18 protein-coding genes are annotated in these 18,674 nt (G+C 72.1%); 8 read left to right on the top strand and 10 right to left on the bottom strand.

Annotated features, from left to right (window positions below):
- Positions 1–179: 179 nt before the first annotated feature.
- From B0I33_RS07290 to B0I33_RS07280, 3 genes are read right to left on the bottom strand one after another with little or no spacing between them, the layout of a single operon-like run.
- The gene (locus tag B0I33_RS07290; protein ID WP_106178232.1) at positions 180–890 is read right to left on the bottom strand and encodes an ABC transporter permease; all 711 of its coding nucleotides are present in this window, start codon (positions 888–890) and stop codon (positions 180–182) included.
- Positions 887–1,576: an ABC transporter permease gene (locus tag B0I33_RS07285; RefSeq protein WP_106177808.1), complete on the bottom strand. Its 690-nt coding sequence runs from the start codon at positions 1,574–1,576 to the stop codon at positions 887–889. The genes B0I33_RS07290 and B0I33_RS07285 overlap by 4 nt, the downstream gene beginning before the upstream one ends.
- Positions 1,573–2,667 carry an ABC transporter ATP-binding protein gene (locus B0I33_RS07280; RefSeq protein WP_106177807.1) on the bottom strand — a complete coding sequence of 365 codons (1,095 nt, stop codon included), beginning with the start codon at positions 2,665–2,667 and terminating at the stop codon, positions 1,573–1,575. The genes B0I33_RS07285 and B0I33_RS07280 overlap by 4 nt, the downstream gene beginning before the upstream one ends.
- Before the next feature lie 87 nt (positions 2,668–2,754).
- Between B0I33_RS07280 and B0I33_RS07275 the strand changes: the two genes are divergently transcribed.
- Positions 2,755–4,236 (top strand): bis-aminopropyl spermidine synthase family protein, encoded by a 1,482-nt coding sequence (locus B0I33_RS07275; protein WP_245900484.1) that lies wholly within the window; start codon positions 2,755–2,757, stop codon positions 4,234–4,236.
- A 90-nt stretch (positions 4,237–4,326) separates the two neighbouring features.
- Here the strand turns inward: B0I33_RS07275 and B0I33_RS07270 are convergent, their stop codons facing one another.
- Entirely contained in the window at positions 4,327–5,514 is a 1,188-nt protein-coding gene (locus B0I33_RS07270) for an NAD(P)-dependent malic enzyme (RefSeq protein WP_106177806.1), read from the bottom strand.
- A gap of 366 nt (positions 5,515–5,880) precedes the next feature.
- Between B0I33_RS07270 and B0I33_RS07265 the strand changes: the two genes are divergently transcribed.
- Both B0I33_RS07265 and B0I33_RS07260 read left to right on the top strand, forming a co-directional pair.
- On the top strand, positions 5,881–6,477 hold the full coding sequence (locus B0I33_RS07265; RefSeq protein ID WP_106177805.1) for a dTDP-4-dehydrorhamnose 3,5-epimerase family protein: 597 nt from the start codon (positions 5,881–5,883) through the stop codon (positions 6,475–6,477).
- 123 nt (positions 6,478–6,600) lie between these two features.
- Complete coding sequence (locus tag B0I33_RS07260) at positions 6,601–9,795, top strand: S8 family serine peptidase (protein ID WP_106177804.1); 3,195 nt, start codon at positions 6,601–6,603, stop codon at positions 9,793–9,795.
- A gap of 14 nt (positions 9,796–9,809) precedes the next feature.
- On the opposite strand, the gene B0I33_RS07255 is transcribed toward B0I33_RS07260, so the two are convergent.
- Positions 9,810–11,414, bottom strand: a complete 1,605-nt coding sequence (locus B0I33_RS07255; RefSeq protein WP_219927151.1) for a GMC oxidoreductase — start codon at positions 11,412–11,414, stop codon at positions 9,810–9,812.
- Between the two features lie 184 nt (positions 11,415–11,598).
- On the opposite strand from B0I33_RS07255, the gene B0I33_RS07250 reads away from it, so the two are divergent.
- On the top strand, positions 11,599–12,279 hold the full coding sequence (locus tag B0I33_RS07250; RefSeq protein ID WP_106178230.1) for a hypothetical protein: 681 nt from the start codon (positions 11,599–11,601) through the stop codon (positions 12,277–12,279).
- Positions 12,280–12,283: 4 nt separating this feature from the next.
- Here the strand turns inward: B0I33_RS07250 and B0I33_RS07245 are convergent, their stop codons facing one another.
- Complete coding sequence (locus tag B0I33_RS07245; RefSeq protein WP_106177802.1) at positions 12,284–12,766, bottom strand: hotdog fold domain-containing protein; 483 nt, start codon at positions 12,764–12,766, stop codon at positions 12,284–12,286.
- A 60-nt stretch (positions 12,767–12,826) separates the two neighbouring features.
- Between B0I33_RS07245 and B0I33_RS07240 the strand changes: the two genes are divergently transcribed.
- Positions 12,827–13,309, top strand: coding sequence for a GNAT family N-acetyltransferase (locus tag B0I33_RS07240; RefSeq protein ID WP_106177801.1), 483 nt, complete (start codon positions 12,827–12,829; stop codon positions 13,307–13,309).
- 13 nt (positions 13,310–13,322) lie between these two features.
- On the opposite strand, the gene B0I33_RS07235 is transcribed toward B0I33_RS07240, so the two are convergent.
- A complete protein-coding gene (locus tag B0I33_RS07235; RefSeq protein WP_106177800.1) occupies positions 13,323–13,802 on the bottom strand; it encodes a hypothetical protein in 480 nt (159 codons plus the stop codon).
- A gap of 317 nt (positions 13,803–14,119) precedes the next feature.
- Between B0I33_RS07235 and B0I33_RS07230 the strand changes: the two genes are divergently transcribed.
- Both B0I33_RS07230 and B0I33_RS07225 read left to right on the top strand, forming a co-directional pair.
- Positions 14,120–15,046: a diacylglycerol/lipid kinase family protein gene (locus B0I33_RS07230; RefSeq protein ID WP_106177799.1), complete on the top strand. Its 927-nt coding sequence runs from the start codon at positions 14,120–14,122 to the stop codon at positions 15,044–15,046.
- A gap of 270 nt (positions 15,047–15,316) precedes the next feature.
- Entirely contained in the window at positions 15,317–15,571 is a 255-nt protein-coding gene (locus B0I33_RS07225; protein WP_106177798.1) for a WhiB family transcriptional regulator, read from the top strand.
- Positions 15,572–15,728: 157 nt separating this feature from the next.
- Here B0I33_RS07225 and B0I33_RS07220 read toward each other — a convergent pair whose 3' ends face one another.
- Complete coding sequence (locus B0I33_RS07220) at positions 15,729–17,258, bottom strand: sensor histidine kinase (protein ID WP_106177797.1); 1,530 nt, start codon at positions 17,256–17,258, stop codon at positions 15,729–15,731.
- Positions 17,259–17,341: 83 nt separating this feature from the next.
- Between B0I33_RS07220 and B0I33_RS30870 the strand changes: the two genes are divergently transcribed.
- Positions 17,342–17,416, top strand: coding sequence for a 50S ribosomal protein bL37 (locus B0I33_RS30870; protein ID WP_425440460.1), 75 nt, complete (start codon positions 17,342–17,344; stop codon positions 17,414–17,416).
- Positions 17,417–17,468: 52 nt separating this feature from the next.
- On the opposite strand, the gene rsrA is transcribed toward B0I33_RS30870, so the two are convergent.
- Together rsrA and B0I33_RS07210 are read right to left on the bottom strand one after the other, a co-directional pair.
- Entirely contained in the window at positions 17,469–17,795 is a 327-nt protein-coding gene (rsrA, locus tag B0I33_RS07215; RefSeq protein ID WP_106177796.1) for a mycothiol system anti-sigma-R factor, read from the bottom strand.
- Positions 17,792–18,493, bottom strand: coding sequence for a sigma-70 family RNA polymerase sigma factor (locus tag B0I33_RS07210; protein ID WP_425440451.1), 702 nt, complete (start codon positions 18,491–18,493; stop codon positions 17,792–17,794). Before B0I33_RS07210 ends, rsrA begins: the two co-directional genes overlap by 4 nt.
- Between the last annotated feature and the right edge of the window lie 181 nt (positions 18,494–18,674).

Below are 18,674 nucleotides of genomic sequence, written 5' to 3'. Positions count from 1 at the left end.
GTTCGCGCACGCGGAGAGCAGCAGCGCCAGCACGGCCAGCAGCGCGGGCACCCGCCGCCGGCCCCACCAGCGCCGCCACGATGTCCCCAATGCCACAGCGGGTGCGTTGAACGCACCGAATGCGGCACCGGGTGCGTCGAACGCACCGAAAGCCACATTGGGTGCGGTCGGCGACGGGCTCATGCGGTCACCTCCCGGGTCGGCTCCGCGGCGGCGGACGGCCCCGTTCCGGTCGCCAGGCGCACGCCCTTCGGCAGTACGACCCGCTGTGCCCCGGCGAGCAGCAGGTCGAGGGTCACCGCGAGCAGCGCCGTGACGATCGCCCCGGCCACCACCGCGCCGTAGTCGAGGTTGGCGAGCCCGTCGATCAGGTACCGCCCGAGCCCGTCGAGCCCGACGTACGCCGCCACCGCCGCGGTCGCGACGAGCTGCAGCACCGCGTTGCGGACCCCGCCGAGCACCAGCGGCAGTGAGATCGGCACCTCGATCCGCCACAACCGCTGCCAGCCGCGCATGCCCATGCCCTCGGCCGCGTCGACGACGTCGCGGTCGACCGCCTGGATCCCGGCGTACGTCCCGGCCAGGATCGGCGGGATGGCCAGCACCACCAGCCCGACGATCGCGGCGACGAGACTGTCGGTGAAGACCAGGAACAGGAAGGTCACCAGGCCGAGCGTGGGCAGCGCCCGGATCGCGTTGCCGGAACCGACGAGCAGCACCCCGCCCCGGCCGGTGTGCCCGACGAACAGCCCCACCGGCACGGCGATCACGGCGGCGAGCACCAGGCCGAGCCCGACGTAGCCGAGATGCTCCAGCACCCGGGCGGGCACCCCGTCCGGACCCTGCCAGTTCGCCGGGTCGGACACCCAGTCGGCGAGTTCGGTGATCACGCGGCGGTCACCTCCGCTCGGGTGGGTGCGGTCCGGTCCCACGGGGTCAGCACCCGTCGCAGCGCGACGAGCAGCACGTCGACCACCAGCGCCAGCAGTACGGTCAGCACGATGCCGACGACGATCGGGGCGAAGTAGGTGCGCTGGAAGCCGTCGGTGAACAGCACGCCGAGGCCGCCCGTCCCGATGAGGGCGCCGACGCTGACGAGGCTGATGTTGCTCACCGAGGCCACCCGCACCCCCGCGGCGAGCACCGGGACGGCCAGCGGCAGCTCCACCGCGAGGAAGCGCCGCGCCGGCCGGTAGCCGAGCGCGGTGGCCGACGCGACGACGTGCGCCGGGACGTTGTCGAGGGCGTCCAGCACCGGCCGCACCAGCAGCGCCGTGGTGTAGATCGTCAGCGCGAGCACCACGTTGACACTGCTGGTGATCTTCGTGCCGATGATGCCGGGGATCACCAGGAACAACGCCAGCGAGGGGATCGTGTACAGCACGTTGCCCACGACGAACAGGGCACCGCGCATGCGGCGGCGGCCACGGCCGAGCCAGCCCGCGCCGATCGCGAGCACGACGCCGAGCACGAGCGGCAGCAGGGCGAGGTAGCAGTGTTCGAGCAGGTTCCGGCCCAGTTGCTCGCGAACGTTCTCGCTGCCGAGGAACCGGCCGAGCTCGTCGAGGAACGTCATGCGCTGCCCACGCTCTCGGGATGGCTCTCGATCGCGTCGAGTACCTGGTGTGCCGTGACGGCGCCGACCACCCTGCCGTCGTCGTCGACGACCACGCCCAGCCCCGCGGGCGAGGAGAGGGCCGCGTCCAGCGCGCCCCGGATCGCCGTGCCCTGGCGGTACAGCGAACCGCCAGCCACGAGGTCGTCCTCGGTGAGCACACCATCCACAATGGACTCCGGAGGCAGCCAGCCCCTCGGCTGTCCCGCGTCGTTCACCGCGAGCCGCCAGCCCGGAGCGACACCGGGTTCGCCGCCGAGCCGGACGGTCGGCACGTCCTCGATCCGCACTCCCTCGGCGGAGAGGAAGGACAGCCCGCGGTACCCGCGATCCCTGCCGACGAACCCCGCCACGAAGTCGTCGACCGGGTGCCGGAGCACGTCGGCGGGCGTGCCGTACTGCGCGAGGCTGCCGCCCACCCGCAGCACCGCCACCCGGTCACCGAGCCGCACCGCCTCGTCGATGTCGTGGGTGACGAACACGATCGTCTTGCCCAGCCGCTCCTGCAGCCGCAGCAGCTCGTCCTGGAGCCCCTGCCGGACCACGGGATCGACGGCCGAGAACGGCTCGTCCATCAGCAGCACCGGCGCGTCGGCCGCGAGCGCGCGGGCGACCCCGACCCGCTGCTGCTGGCCCCCGGAGAGCTGGGCGGGATACCGGTCGCCGAGCTCGCCGGGCAGCCCGACGATCTCCAGCAGTTCCGCGGCCCGTTCGCGCGCCCTCCGGCGTCCCCAGCCGGAAAGCAGGGGCACCGTGGCGACGTTGTTCAGCACCGTCCGATGTGGAAAGAGCCCGGCGTGCTGGATGACGTAGCCGATTCCGCGCCGCAGCACCGCGGGGTCGGCCTCCCGGACGTCGCGGCCGTCCAGCAGCACCGCGCCGGACGTGGGCTCGACCATCCGGTTGATCATCCGCAACGACGTGGTCTTGCCGCAGCCGGAAGGCCCGACGAGCACCGTGATGGTGCCGTCCTCGATCGACAGGTCCAGGTCGTCGACGGCGACGGTGCCGTTCGGATACGTCTTCGTGACGCCGCGGAACTCGATGCCCATGCGCGCGCTCCCCTCAGGACAGACCCGGTCGACCGTAACCCACGACACCGACAAAGGCACGGGAACCGGGGATCTACGCTCGGGTTCGTGAGCTCACTCGACGAGGTCCTCGCCGCCCACGGCGTGCACACCCGCCCCCTGCGGCACGCGATCACCCTGCTGTGCGAGGGCTGGCACGAGTTCGACGCGCTCGTGCGGGAGGCGGCGCTGCCGCGCCGCAGCGCGGAGGAGCTGATCGAGGCGCTCGGGGCCGACGTGGAGTGCGCCGGGACGGCGGTGCGCATCCGGCCCGGCGCGGCGGCGCGGTACGCCGCGCAGCGGGCGGGCCGGGTCACCGAGCCGCCGGACCTGCTCGCCGAGCTGACCCGCCGGATCGAGGAGGTACCACCGCCGCTGCCCGCGCTCGACCACGTGCAGGCGACGCCGGAGACCGTGCTGCGCAGGGCGACGTGGCTGGCGGAGCGGTACGACCTGGAGACCGCCCGGCTGGTGTTCGTCGGCGACCACGACCTGACCTCGCTCGCCGTCCGCGCCGTGTGCCCCGGGGCCGACCTCACCGTCGTGGACGTCGACGACCGCGTGCTGGCCTACCTCGACCGGCTCAGCGGCCGCACGATCCGGACCGTGTTCGCGGACCTGCGGTTCTCGTTGCCGCTCACCGTCGCCGGGCACGCGGATCTGGTCTTCAGCGATCCGCCGTACACCCCGGACGGCATGGCGCTGTTCGCGGGCCGCGCGCTGGAGTGCCTCGCGGACCCGGTCCGGGGGCGGCTGCTGCTCGCCTACGGCTACAGCGCGCGGCACCCGGCGCTGGGCGGGCAGGTGCAGCGCGAGCTGCTCGGCCTGGGGCTGACGTTCGAGGCGATCCTGCCCGGCTTCCACCGCTACCTCGGCGCGCAGGCGATCGGCAGCGCCGCGGACCTCTACGTGTGCCAGCCGACGGCCCGCGCACGGAGGAAAGGCAAGCAGGGCAAGCACGGTGGCCGGCCCGCGATCTACACGCACGGACCGCAGTCGGTGGAGGCGGGCGCGGCGGGCCGGTCCCCGCTCGCCGCACTGCGCGACATCGCCGCGGACGGCGGGCGGGTGGTCGAGGAGACCGGGCCGGACTGGTCGGGGCCGGTGCAGGCCGGCCCGGGATCGGCGGTGGCCGTGGATCTCACCGCCGATCCCGGGCCGTGGCTGGTGCGGGCGCTGCTCGCCGTGAACGCCGAGCGGGTCGCCCTGCTGGTGCCCAACGCCCACCCCGATCTCGGCGACGCCGCGGCGCAGGCGGCCCTGCGGGAGCTGATCGAGGACAAGTACCGGCTCCGGCTGCTGCGGAGCACCCCGGACAGCAAGCACGCGGTGGTGGTCGCCGACGCGGTGCCCGCCGGGCAGGGTTCGCCCGCGGTGCGGGCGGTGTGGCGCCGCGCCCACGGCAGGCTCGCCAACACCGTGCGCGCGGCGCTGGCCGAACACGGCGGCACGCCGACGGCGGGCCCGGACGCGGACGTCGCCGACCACCGGCTCGTCGACCTGCCCCGGCACCGGCTGCTGGAACTGCGGAACCTGCTGGCCGGCGCATGAGTGGAAACGCCCACCCGCCGCCCGACCACCCCTGGCGGAGACGCTCCGCGCCGCTGCGTTCGCACCACGTCTCCCACTCACGGGCCGGGGCTATGCGGTGACGCCGTCGACCTCGGCCGCCTTCGCCACCGCGGCCGCGACCTCGGGCGCCACCCTCGGGTCGAGCGGGCTCGGCACGATGTGGTCCGGCGCCAGCGCGTCGGCGGCCACCGAGGCGATCGCGTCGGCGGCGGCCAGCTTCATGTTCTCCGTGATCGTCCGCGCGCCGGCGTCCAGCGCACCCCGGAACACACCGGGGAAGGCGAGCACGTTGTTGATCTGGTTCGGGAAGTCGCTGCGCCCGGTGGCCACGACGGTGGCATACCGTGCGGCCACGTGCGGGTGCACCTCCGGGTCCGGGTTCGACAGCGCGAACACGATCGGGTCGCCGGCCATCGTGGCGAGCAGGCTCTCCTCGATCGTCGCGCAGGACAGCCCGAGGAACACGTCGGCTCCCGCGAGCGCCTCGGCGATCCCGCCCCGGAGCCCTTCCCGGTTGGTGGTCTCCGCGAGCTGTTCCTTGATCGGGTTCAGCCCGGCGCGGCCCGGGTAGATGATGCCCTTCGAGTCGACCAGGGTGACGTCGCCCACGCCCGCGGCCTGCAGGATGCGCGCGCAGGCCACTCCGGCCGCGCCCGCGCCCGAGATGACGACCCGCTGGTCGGCAACGGCACGGTCGAGCACCATGTTCGCGCCGCGCAGCGCGGCCAGCACGACGATGGCGGTGCCGTGCTGATCGTCGTGCATGACCGGGCAGTCGAGAGCCTGCTTCACCTTCTCCTCGAGCTCGAAGCACCGCGGCGCGGAGATGTCCTCGAGATTCACCGCGCCGAACGACGGCCGCAACCGCACCAGCGTCTCGACGATCTCGTCGACGTCGGTGGTGTCGAGCACGAGCGGGATCGAGTTGAGCCCGGCGAAGCTCTTGAACAGCGCCGCCTTGCCCTCCATCACGGGCAGCGACGCGCTCGCGCCGATGTCGCCGAGGCCGAGCACGGCCGTACCGTCGCTCACCACGGCGACCAGCCGGTCGGCCCAGGTGTAGCGCGCGGCGAGGGCCGCGTCCTCGGCGATGGCGCGGCTCACCTTCGCGACGCCCGGCGTGTAGGCGATGGACAGGTCGCGCGCGTGGGAGATGGGCGTGTTCGAGGTCACCGAGAGCTTGCCGCCCTCGTGCCCGGCGAAGACCTCCTCGTCGCTCACCTCGACGGCGGTGTCCTGGCTGACCTGGTCGTTCATCGCTCTTCCTGTCGTCGGTTCGGGCATGACCTCAGCGTCTGACACCGGGCTCGCTACCTGAGCATGGGACACGTGAGAACTCCAACAGCTGAAGAAAGGTGGTGCCCGGCGGGCACCGCAGTACACGGGGATTCCTCCAGCACGACCGAGCGTCGCGGTAGCGGCGAGTAGTCGGCGAGGCGTCCGTCGAGGCCCATGGTGCGGCCAGCGACCGCGGACGCGGCGGTTCCCCCAGTGTGACAGGCCGCCCGAGGGTCGTGGTCACCAGGTGCGGGCGAGATCACAGATTTCGTCGGATCCGCGCAGGTCAGCGCCTTGATAGCAAGACGTCCGTCCGGCTTGAAGCGACGAGGTTAAGGTACCGGCATGGACGCGCGCGAACTGGCCGTGCGGGACGCCTACGAGTTCGTCCCCAGGATCTTCCCGGACCGGCGCGGGGCCTTCGTCGCCCCGTTCCAGGAGGCGGCGTTCGTCGACGCTGTGGGGCACCGCCTGACCGTCGCGCAGACCAACCACAGCGTGTCCCGCCGCGGGGCCGTGCGCGGGGTGCACTTCGCCGACGTGCCGCCGGGACAGGCCAAGTACGTCTACTGTCCCCAGGGCGCGCTGCTGGACGTGGTGGTGGATCTCCGCGTCGGCTCGCCCACGTTCGGCAGGTGGGACGCCGTGCGCCTGGACAGCACGGAGTTCCGGGCGGTGTACGTCGCCGAAGGGCTGGGGCACGCCTTCATGGCCCTCGAGGACGACACGGCGATGACCTACCTGTGCTCGACGCCCTACCACCCGCCTCGCGAGCACGGCGTCTGCCCGCTCGACCCCGCGCTGGCACTGCCCTGGCCGTCCGGGATCGAGCCAGTTCTGTCCGAAAAGGACTCCGCGGCGCCCACGCTCGCCGAGGCGGAGCGGGAGGGCCTGCTGCCGAGCTACGCCGACTGCGTCGCGTACTACGACAAGCTGCGCTGACCAGTCGGTGACCCGCTGCGTTCGACTGAGCGTCACCGATAACTCGCACAGCGTATTGTTTCCCCGCTTCCGGGGTCCCTAGCGTCGGTTACCAGGGGGAAACCGACGCTGGGGAGCAGTGCGATGCCCGAACGAATCACGCTCATCACGGGCGACCACGTCATCGCGACGACAACCGGCAGGCCGCCGCGAGTGCGGCCCGGCCCCGGCCGGGACGAGATCGTCTTCTCGCTCTTCGCCGAGGGGGACCGCTTCTTCGTGGTGCCGTCCGACGCGAGTCAGCGGCTCGCCGCGGGCACTCTGGACCGGCGCCTCTTCGACATCACGACCTTGCTCGAGTTCGAGTACGACGACGCGCACCGGGACACCATCCCGATCATCGTCGAGTACGCCGGGGGTGCGGACGCGGCCACGACGGTCCAGCGGGTCTCCGGAGCCCGCGTCGAACAACGGCTGGCCAGCATCGACGGCGCGGCGGCGCGAGTCGACAAGGGCTCCGCCACCGGCCTGTGGAACGCCCTCACCGCCGAGGCCGGCGTCTCCGCGCTGGCCGGTGCGGTCACCAGGATCTGGCTCGACGGCATCCGCTGGGCCGTCCTCGACGAGAGCGTGCCCCAGGTCGGCGCGCCCGCCGCGTGGGACGCCGGGTACACCGGCAGCGGGGTGACCGTCGCCGTGCTCGATTCCGGGGTCGACCACGACCACCCTGACCTGGCGGGACGACAGCGGGCACAGCGGAACTTCGCCGGAACGCCGACTGACGACGACCGGCTCGGGCACGGTACCCACGTGGCGTCGATCGCCGTGGGCACCGGAGCCGCCTCCGACGGCACCTACCGGGGTGTCGCCTACGAGGCCGAGTACCTCGACGGCAAGGTGCTCGACGACTTCGGCCGCGGCCAGGAGTCCTGGATCATCGCGGGGATGGAGTGGGCTGCCGCCGAGCAGGGCGCCGACATCGTGAACATGAGCCTCGGCGGCCCCAACCTGCCGACGATCGACCCCGTCGAGGAAGCGCTGAACACCCTGTCCGCGGAGCACGGCACGCTGTTCGTGGTGGCGGCGGGCAACGACGGCCCCCTGCCGGGCACGATCAACTCGCCCGGCTCCGCGCGGGCCGCGTTCACGGTCGGCTCGGTGAACGAGCGCGACCAGCTGGCCGAGCGATCGAGCCGGGGCCCGTTGCCCGGCGGTCGGGCCCTCAAGCCGGACGTCACCGCGCCGGGCGTGCGGATCGTCGCCGCCCGCAGCTCCGAGGGCATGATCGGGGAGCCGGTCGGCGAGCATTACGTCGAGCTGAGCGGCACGTCGATGGCCACCCCGCACGTCGCGGGCGCCACCGCGCTGCTGCGGCAGCAGCACCCGGAGCTGACCGGGGAACAGCTCAGGAGCCTGCTGGTCGGCTCGGCGAGGCCGACCGAGGGCCTGACCATCTTCGAGCAGGGCACCGGCCGCATCGACTCGGCCGCGGCGCTGGCCCAGCGGATGCTCGCCGAGCCCAGCGAGGTCAACTTCGGCATCCGGCGGTGGCCGCACGTGGACGCGGAGCCGGTCGCCATCGAGCTCACCTACACCAACCTCGGCGACGCCGAGCTCACCGTGGAGCTCGACCTGGACGTGTCCGGTCCGGCGGGCGATCCCGCCCCACCCGGGGTGATCACGCTCGCGCGGTCCCGGCTGACCGTGCCCGCGGGCGGGTCGGCGAGCGTGGTCGTGACCGGCGACATCTCGACGGTGACCGAGCCGGGGTCCTACTCCGGCACGCTCGTCGCCCGCGACGGGGACACCGAGGTCCGGACACCCGTCGGCATCGGCCGGGAACCGGAGAGCTACGACCTGACCCTCCGCCACGTCGCGCCCGACGGCACGCCCGCCGACACCTACTTCACGCAGCTGTGGGACGTGGACAGCGGGGAGACGTGGTCGCCGTACGAGCCGGACGGCACCGTCACGCTCCGCCTGCGTGCCGGTACGTACCTGCTGCAGACCCTCATCCCCGCCGAGGCCGACGACGGCACGGTGCACCGGCACCTGCTCGCGTACCCCCAGCTGACCCTCGACCGGGACATCACCGTGGACCTGGACGCCCGCGCGGCGGAACCCGTGCGGGTCACGCCACCCGAGCCGGACGCGACCGCCCGGCTCGGCGAGGTGTCCTACACCCGCCCGATCGCGGGCCGGGACGCGACCTTTCACCTGGTCGTCTTCAGCGGGCCGGTCGAGCGGATCCGGATGGCTCACCTCGGCCCCGACCTGCCGCACGAGAAGCTGCGGGCGCTCGTCAGCACCCAGTGGACGGCGGCGGGGAACACCGCGCTCTACGGCCTCGCGTGGTACGAGTACGGCCGCGTACCGACCGGGTTCGTCCGGCTGGTGCGCCCGGAGGATCTGGCCACGGTGCGGGTGGACTACGGCACCCCACGGCCCCGGACCACGGGGGAGGCGGGCCCGGCTCCGGTGCCGCACCTGGGGTGGGACACCGGGGTCGCCAACTTCACCGACATCGGGATCCCGGCCGTCCGCACCGAGTACTACAACACCGGGGACGGGACGGTGGACTGGAAGAGGTGGCTGTACACCTCCGACGCGGAGACCGGCAGGCTGATCACCACGCTGGAGTCCCCGCAGGAGCAGTACGAACCGGGCCGCGAGTACGAGGAGTCGATGAACTACGCGGTGTTCGGGCCGGTGCTGCCGCTGACCTGCAACCCGCAGCAGTGGGTGGTCCGGAACGGCGACACGATCGACGTCAACACGCCCCTGTTCGGCGACCGCGGCGGCAACTGGGGCCGTTCCTCGGACGAGGGCACGTACACCCGCCTCTCCCGGGAAGGCGAGTTGATCGGCGAGAACAGCGTCGCCGGATCGGGAGTGTTCACCGTGCCCGCGGAGGAAGCCGAGTACCGGCTGGCTGCCGGTGGCGGGCGCGGCCCGCTGTTCGACGTCGGTGCGCGGGTGGCCGCCTCGTGGACGTTCCGCTCGGGGCACACGGAGGAGCCGACGCGGCTGCCGGTGTGGACGATCCGGTACTTCCCGGAGCTCGACGACGACAACTCGGCGCCGTCCGGCAGACCGTTCACCGTTCCGGTCGCGGTGCAGGAGCAGGCGAGTGCCCGGACCGAGACGCCCGCCCGGCTCGACGCCGAGGTGTCCTACGACAACGGGCACACGTGGACGGCGGCCGAGGTGGACGGCAACGCGCGGCTCCTGCTGCACCACCCGGTGGGCGCGAGCACGGTGTCGCTGCGGGCGACGGCGGTCAACCGGGACGGCAGCACGGTCGAGCAGACCCTGATCGACGCCTACCAGCTGCGCTGAACGTACCCCAAGGGCTAGAGGTCCTCGGCGAGGATGCGCTCGATGTTGCGCTCGGCGAGCGCGGTGATGGTGACGAACGGGTTCACGCCGGTGCTGCCGGGGATGAGCGACCCGTCGGTGACATAGAGGTTCGGGTACTCACGCACCCGCCCGTAGCCGTCGGTCGCCGCACCGAGCACCAGCCCGCCCAGCGGGTGGTAGGTGAAGCGGTTCTCGAACGCCCTCGTGTCGCCGAACAGGTCGTACCGGTAGATCGTGCCGTTCACCCGGTTGATCTCGTCGAAGACGGCCTTCGCCGCGTCGATCGACGGCTTGCCCTGCTCGGCCGTCCAGTGCAGCCGGGCGGAGTCGCTCGCCGCGTCGTAGGTGAAGTGGCCCCGTTCCGGGTTCCTCGTGATGGCGAGGTAGAGGGACAGCCACGTCTCCGTGCCCGCGGGCGCGGGCGCCACCTCGGCGAACACCGACTGGTCCGCCCAGGCGTCGATGCCCAGCGCGGGCATGCCGGACTGCGTCGACCCGGTGGGGTCCCACATGTGGTTGGCCCGGCCGAACATCACGTTGCCGTTGGGCCCCCAGCCGCGGCCGACCTCCTCGCCGAGCAGCGGCAGCGTCCCCGTGTCCCGCGCCCGGAGCAGCAGCTCGGTCGAGCCGATGCTGCCCGCGCCGAGGAACAGGTACCGCGTGCCGATCTCGGTGGTGCCGAGCACCGAGCCGTCCGTGCCCAGCCTGCGCACGGTGAGCGCGTACGTGCCGTCGGACCGGCGGCTGATGCCGCGCACCTCCCGCAACGTCCGGATGGTGACGTTGCCGGTGCCGAGCGCGGCGGCCAGGTAGCTCTTGTCCAGCGAGCGCTTCCCGTGGTTGTTGCCGAAGATCACCTCGGAGCCCAGCGCCGAGCGCGGCACCTCGCCCGCCTCCTCGCGCTCCATGTACCCGAAGTCGTAGACGCTCGGCACGAACGTCGTCGCGAACCCGGCCTTCTCCGCGTGCTTGCGGGACACCCTGGCGTACTTGTAGGCCTGACACGTCTCGAACCACTCCGGGCGGATGTGGTTGACGCCGAGCTCGGCGTTGGCCCGCGGGAAGTACGTGCCGTACATCTCGTCGGCGTCGACGCCGGGCAGGATCTCCTCGAAATACGACCGGCTCGGGGTGACGGCCATCGCGCCGTTGACGAGCGACCCGCCGCCGACGCCCCGGCCGAGGTAGACCGACATGTCGCCGTAGTGGACGCGGTCGAGCACACCGGTGTACCGCTCGATGTCCCGGTTGATGCCGAACCACAGGAAGCTCGCGAGCGGCATCTCCGTGCGGTCCTTCAGCCACATCGACCGCGCGTCGGGGTTGAGCATGTCGCAGAAGATCCGGCCGTCGGCGGCAGGCGTGTCCCACAGCTGTCCCATCTCCAGCATGAGCGTCGGGATGCCCGCCTCGCCGAGCCGCAGCGCGGTGACGGCCGCGCCGTACCCCGTCCCGATCACGACGGCGGGCGAGAAGCCGGGGGCCGAGTCCTGCTGCGCGGCGGCCCGTGGCGTGGTGATCGTGGTCAGGCCGAGCGCCGCCGCCGAGTTGAGGGCGGTGTAGCCGAGGAAGCGTCTGCGGGACAGGGAGAAGCGCATGACAGGCATGTTCCCGACCGGCGGCGACGTGGGGCAATACCGCTAGTTAACGGGGTTCACCCGACCTGGGTAAACGGTGTTAAGTTCACTCGTTCGGCCCAGCGACGGGCCGGGGTCCGAACCAGGGGCCGACTCCAGGGCAACCCCGATGCCGCGCGGTGCCGGGCACACCAGGCTCGAGGCCATGAGACAACGCCTGTTCCGTTCCGTCGCCGCACTGGGCGTGGCCGCCGCGGTCGTGGCCGCCATCGCACTGCCCGCCTCGGCCGCCACGCCCCCGCCCGCCTTCGACTTCGCCGACTGCCCCGCCCTGCCGGAGGGCGCCGACCCCGCCCGCTGGCGGTGCGAGGTGCTCGTCTCGACCGGCACGCTGTCGTTCGGTCACGTCCGGGACCTGCGCCTGGCGCCGATGCGGCTCACGTTCGCCGAGGGCACGCTCGAAGGCCGGTACGCCCAGGTGTTCGGGGCACTGCGCGCCGGACCGACGACGCTGCCCGGTCTGCCGGGCGGCACGCTGCGGCTGGCCTACGGTGGTTACTCGGACTTCGAGGCCAACGCCGACCGCAAGGGCGAGATCGCGCTGACGGCGGAGCTGGCCGGACGGCTGTTGCCCGGCGACTGCGCGATCGGCACGGCGCGGGAGCCGATCCACTCGGAGATCCAGCAGGTCGGGCCCACCGAGGTGGTCTCGGTGGACCCGCCGGTGCTGCGCTTCCGCTCGATCGACGAGCAGCTGGCGATGCCCGCCACCACCGGCTGCGGCGGCTGGGGCCGGGTGCTGGACCGCCGGCTGGGCCTCCCGTCGGAGTCCGGCCGCAACACGCTGGAACAGGACACGCTGGTGGCCCTGCGGCCCTACGGCTGAGCACTCACGACCGGCGCGGGGGTTTCCGCGTCACCCAGATCGTGATCGTGCCGGTCACCACGGGCTTGCCGCGCTTGTCCGACACGGTGACCGGCACCGCCACGTCCATCCCCTCGTCACCGAACTCCGGGAGCTCCGGCAGCTCGGCCACCGCGGTCAGCCCGGTCTCGGCCTTCGCGACGTAGGACACGGTCATCCCCTTCGGCAGCCAGCGGTGCGTCGCCGGGATCGTGGCCTCGGCGAGCATGCCCATCGCCAGCTCGGCGAGGTTGCACGCCGCGATGGCGTGGAACGTGCCGATGTGGTTGTGCACGCCCCACCACTTCGGCGCGCCCACCTCGCACCGCCCCGGCCGCATCTCGCGCACGTGTGGCAGCACGGTGCGGAAGTAGGGCACCCGCAGGCAGAGCGCCGCGGAGAAGAGCCGCGTGCCGCCGGGCAGGCCGGCGACCCTGTTCCACAGCGCGTAGGTCGGACTGGCAGCCATGTCCCCTCCCAAAAGTTACTCGTCGGTAGCCAAGCAGATGGTCGGCTATATTCGCAAGCCATGGACGACCGAATCCGGCGGGTCCGCGAGTCCGACGTCGCGGCCGTCGTCGCGCTCGTGCACGAACTGGCCGAGTACGAGAAGGCGCCGGACGAGTGCGGGCTGACCGCGGAGCAGCTGCACGCCGCCCTCTTCGGCGAGCATCCGGCACTGTTCGGGCACGTCGCCGACGTCGGCGGCGAGGTCGTCGGGTGCGCCCTGTGGTTCCTCAACTTCTCCACCTGGCGCGGGGTGCACGGCATCTACCTCGAAGACCTCTACGTCCGGCCCGCACACCGCGGTTCCGGGCTCGGCAGGGCACTGCTCGCCGCACTGGCCGAGGAGTGCGTCGCGCGGGGCTACGCGCGGCTGGAGTGGTGGGTGCTCGACTGGAACGCCCCGGCGATCGGGTTCTACCAGTCGATCGGCGCCGTTCCGATGGACGAGTGGACCGTGTTCCGGTTGACCGACGAGCCGCTCCGCGCGCTGGCGGCGGGCGGCTGAGCGGCCGGGCGGGTCACTCGCCGCGCTGTTCGCGCTCGGCCGCGCGCCCCTCGGCCCCGCCGCGGCGGGCGGCCTCGTCCTCGGTCTCCCCCTCACGCAGCTCCAGTGCCCACGCCCGCGCCGGCCTGCGGAACAGCAGCACCACCACCAGCACGCCCACCACCATCAACGGGAGGCCGAACTCGGGGCGGGCCGAAGGGCCCGTCGTGTACCAGCCGACGCCGACGAGCAGCAGGGCGACGACGAGGGACGGCGAGCGGGCCCAGGTCTTGCCGAGCAGCAACCCGGCCGCGCAGGCCAGCACGCCCAGCGCGAGCACCGCGTAGTACGCGACCTCGGCGTAGACGTTGTTGCCCGGTGCCGACGGCCTGCCGAGCGAGTCGACGGCGATGCCGGCACCGACCGCCAGCAGCGCCAGCCCGGGCAGCACCGTGAGCGCGCCGGCGAGACGGACCTCGCGCGGCGCCGGGGAGAACTTGTCGGCGAGCGGCACGCGTACCGGCCTTCCAGGACTCAGGTGACCGAGGGTGAACGCCTTCGATGGTATGCCACCCGGTCGGCCGTTTTCCCGTGCCCGTCCCGCGAGTGAAGATGCTGGCAAGTCGTCGATGAGCGGGCGGTCGGCCCGGGGTGCACTTGTCGCGGCGGTCGGTTCGACAGCACTGTCGTTCGCAGGATCGGAGGGCAGCCGGCACAGGGAACGAGATCGTGGACAGCCGTGGAGAACGGCTCCGGGCACCGTGACGAGGATCGCGGAAGTACTCCGGTCGGCCCCGGCGACGTCCCCCGCACGTCGCCTACTCTGCAGTAGTGCGTGCCGTTCTCGTCGTGAACCCGCAAGCCACCGCCACCACGCCCGGTGGCCGTGACGTGCTGGCGCACGCACTGGCGAGCCAGGTGAAGCTGGACGTCGTCGAGACCGACTACCGGGGTCACGCGATGGCGGTCGCCCGTGCCGCGGCGCGCGACGGGCTCGACCTCGTCGTCGCCCACGGCGGCGACGGAACGGTGAACGAGGTCGTCAACGGGCTGCTCGCGGACACCGGCGGCGCGCCGGGACGGTTCGACTCCGTGCCCATGCTCGGCGTCGTTCCCGGCGGCTCGGCCAACGTGTTCGCGCGGGCCCTCGGCCTGCCCCGCGATCCCGTCGAGGCCACCCACCGCCTGCTGCACGCGATCGAGGACCGCAGCAGCAGGCAGGTCGGCCTCGGCCTGGCGGACGACCGCTGGTTCACGTTCAACGCGGGCATGGGCTGGGACGCCGACGTGGTCGCCGGGGTCGACCGGCGCCGGGGCAAGCGCACCGGCCCCTCGCTCTACCTGCGCACGGCCGTCGCCTGTTACCTGCGGCCCCCGCTCGGCCGGCCCCGGCTCACGGTCCGGCTGCCCGGCGCGGAACCCGCCGAGGTGCTCACCGCCTTCGTCTCCAACACCGACCCCTGGAGCTACCTGGGCGCTCGCCCGGTGCACCTCAACACCGAGTGCTCCTTCGACACCGGCCTCGGCCTGTTCGCCCTGCGCGGCCTCGGGCTGCCCAGCGTGCTGCGGCACGTCCGGCAGGCGCTGCGGGTGCGGGGCAGGCACCGCGGCAGGCACCTGCTGCGGCACGACGACCTGCCGATCATCGGCATCGTCGCCGAGGAGCCGGTAAACTTCCAGGTGGACGGGGATCTGGTCGGCCAGCGGACCCGGGTGGAGTTCCGGAGCGTGCCCCGCGCGCTCACCGTCGCGGTCTGAACGATCACTGATCGTTCGGGGCAAACTCAGCGTTGCCGCTCATCGACGGAGAGGCTCCGTTCGCCGCATCGTGCGCGCCCCCACAAAGCCGGTTTCGGCCTTATATCCGCAGGTCAGGCCAGTCGCACGGGCGGGTGAGCTGACTCACCGATCGCCGGAAAACCCTTGTCCAACTCGGTGCTTCGTGAAAGCATTCACAAGCACCCCAGAAAACGACCGCCATGACGACTGTGGCGCGGGCTGCCGCGCCGAAATAAGGAGCTCACAGAAATGGACTGGCGCCACCGCGCGGCCTGCCGAGACGAGGACCCCGAACTGTTCTTCCCCGTGGGGACGAGCGGGCCCGCGCTCTCGCAGATTGCCGCGGCGAAGGCCGTGTGCCACCGCTGCACCGTCGCGTCCGACTGCCTGGCCTGGGCACTGGCCAGCGGCCAGGACGCCGGCGTCTGGGGCGGCATGAGCGAGGACGAGCGGCGCGCCCTGAAGCGTCGCCGGGCTCAGATCGGCACGCGGAGCAACGCCTGAACGCAGCAGAACACAGGCGACAAACTTTCGGCTAGTGCGCATTTCGCGCACGAGACGAAAGGTTTTGCGAGGGCCGGCACCCATTGTGGTGCCGGCCCTCGAAACGTTCCGGGCCACCGGCCCACGGGTTTCGGAGCCGCAGAACCTTCCCGGGCTCTCAGAGCCTGCGGCTGAGCGGAATGCGCAGGGCCGCCTCGGTGCCCGCCGCCCTCCGGCCCGCACCCGCGGCGCCGTCGAGGGTCGTCCCGTCCTCACGCACGGCCCGCAGCGACAGCGAGCCACGCAGCTCCGACTCCACCAGCGTCCTGGCGATCTGCAGCCCCAGGCCGTCGGCGCGTTCCAGGGAGAAGCCGGGCGGCAGCCCCTTGCCGTCGTCCCGCACGAGGACGTCCAGCCAGCGGGCCGACCGCTCCACCACGATCTCGACCCTGCCGGGCCTGCCGTTGGCGAACGCGTGGCCGACGGCGTTCTGCACCAACTCGGCCACCACCATCACGAGCGGCGTGGCGATCTCGGCCACCACCACGCCGAACGAGCCCGTGCGGGACAGCGTGACCTGCGACTCGGCGGTCGCGACCTCGCCGACCATCGGCAGCACGTTGTCGAGGAGCTTGTCCAGGTCGACCCGCTCGTCCACCGACATCGACAACGCCTCGTGCACCATCGCGATCGACGAGACGCGGCGCACCGATTCGCTGAGCGCCTGCCGCGCCTCCGGGCTCGGCGTCCGCCGCGACTGCAGGCGCAGCAGCGCCGCCACGGTCTGCAGGTTGTTCTTCACCCGGTGGTGGATCTCCCGGATGGTGGCGTCCTTGGACAGCAGCGCGCGGTCCCGCCGCTTCACCTCGGTGACGTCGCGCACGAGTACGAGCGCTCCCGCCGCGCGGCCCGCCGGGCGCAGCGGGAGCGCGCGGAACAGCACGACAGCGCCGCGCCGCGAGTCGACCTCGGTGCGGCTGCCGGGCTTGCCGTCGAGCGCGTCGAGAATGCGGTGCGCGACCTCCGTCGCGTCGAACGGGTCGCGGATCAGCGACCGCGTCAGCGGCGCGAGCCGCGTGCCGAGCAGATCGGACTCGTGACCCATCCGGTGGTAGGCCGAAAGGCCGTTGGGGCTCGCGAACACCACGGTCCCGGACTGGTCGAGCCGGATCAGCCCGTCGCCGACACGGGGGCTCGTGTGCACGTCGGTGTTCGCGTCGGGGCTGGGGAACGTGCCGTCGGCGACCATCTGGCACAGGTCGGCCGCACTGCCCAGGTAGGCGATCTCGAGCGGGCTCGGCACCCGGGGGGAGGCGAGGTTGGTCTCCCGGCTCAGCACCGCGATCACGTCGTCGCCGAACTTCACCGGGACCGCCTCCCTGCGCATCGGCAGGTCGCGGTACCAGTGCGGTTCCTCCTCGCGGCAGATGCGGACCTCCCGCATCGCCCTGGCCAGCTGCGGATGGTCGGCGACGGTGAACCGGGTGCCGACGACGTCCTCCGGATGCGCCGTGGGCGCCGTGGTGGGCCGCGCCTGCGCCACGCAGACGAAGTCGCCCTCACCCTCGTCGACCGGGACCCAGAGCAGGAAGTCGGCGAACGAGAGGTCCGCGAGCAACTGCCACTCGGCGACCACGGTCTGCAGGTGATCGGCGGCCTCGCCGGAAAGGCCGGTGTTGTCGGCGAGCAGGTCGGCGAGCGTGGTCATGGACTGGGGCGCCCCTCCCGGCGAAGACATCCTCGCATGACAGACTAGTCGGCACAGGCATGCACCAGTACGAGGAGTGACGGATGTCGAAGCGAGCCAGGAAGCGTCGCGCGCGGAAGAAGAACAGCGCGAACCACGGCAAGAAGCCCAACTCCTGACGAGTGGCGCGGCCCCGGCACCGGTTGCCGGGGCCCTCTCACGTCCGGGGCCTCACTCCGTGACCTGGCGCTCCACGTGCACGTCGGTGCGCTCCACGGTGAACCCGCCCCGCTCCGCGACCGTCCGCCGGATGGACGCCCGCAGGCGGGTTTTCAGCTCGGCCGGAGCATGGTCGCCGCCACACTTGCGGGCCAGCAGCTGCTTGATCTGCTCGTCGATGCCGTACTCCTCGAGGCACGGCGGGCAGTCCTCGATGTGCTTGCGCAGCTGCGCATCACGCTCGGGGCTGCATTCCTTGTCGAGCAGCAGGTAGATCTCCGCGAGCGCCTCCTCGCAGTGGACCTTCCGGGACTTGTCCGATTCACCGTGCGTGCTCATCGGCCCGCCACCTCCTGCTGGGCAGAACGGATGAAGCCCCGTTCCGTGGCGACGTCGGCCAGCAGCTGGCGCAGCTGGGTCCGGCCACGGTGCAGCCGCGACATCACCGTGCCGATGGGTGTGTCCATGATCTCAGCGATTTCCTTGTACGCGAAGCCCTCGACGTCGGCGAGGTACACCGCCAGCCGGAACTCCTCCGGCAGCTGCTGCAGCGCGGCCTTCACGTCGGTGTCCGGCAGGTTGTCCATCGCCTCGACCTCGGCCGAGCGCAGGCCGCTCGACGTGTGGCTCTCCGCCTGCGCGAGCTGCCAGTCGGTGATCTCCTCGGTCGGCTGCTGCAGGGGTTGCCGCTGCCGCTTGCGGTAGCCGTTGATGTAGGTGTTGGTCAGGATGCGGTACATCCAGGCCTTGAGATTGGTGCCCTGCTTGAAGGACGAGAAAGCCGCGTACGCCTTGAGGTACGTCTCCTGGACGAGGTCCTCCGCGTCGGCCGGGTTGCGGGTCATCCGCATGGCGGCCGAGTACAGCTGGTCGAGCAGCGGCATCGCGTCGCGCTCGAAGCGCTCGGTGAGCTCGTCGCCCGACTGCTGCCCGTCGGTCCCGGACCCGATCTCGGTGCCTTCGGTCGCTTCCGGGGCCCGAGTGCCCTGGGTGGGCTCGGTGGCCTCGGTGTCAGCGGAATTCTGCGTGCTCGGCAAACCGTTCCCTTCTCGATCGGCGCCGGCGCGCCGGCGTGGCCTACCCGTAGCCGGGTGCGCATATGACGCCCCCGAGGATACGCGGGAACGGCGTGCGGTTCTGGTCAGCGTGGTCGGCACGTGGGGTCCAACGCGGCGGCCCGGCGCCGGAATTCCCCCGGACGTGACCGGCGTTACGATC

Source organism: Prauserella shujinwangii (assembly GCF_003001955.1).
Taxonomy (GTDB): Bacteria; Actinomycetota; Actinomycetes; order Mycobacteriales; family Pseudonocardiaceae; genus Qaidamihabitans; species Qaidamihabitans shujinwangii.
Note: the sequence above shows the minus strand (reverse complement) of the source record. Positions and strands in the feature narration are given on the sequence as shown.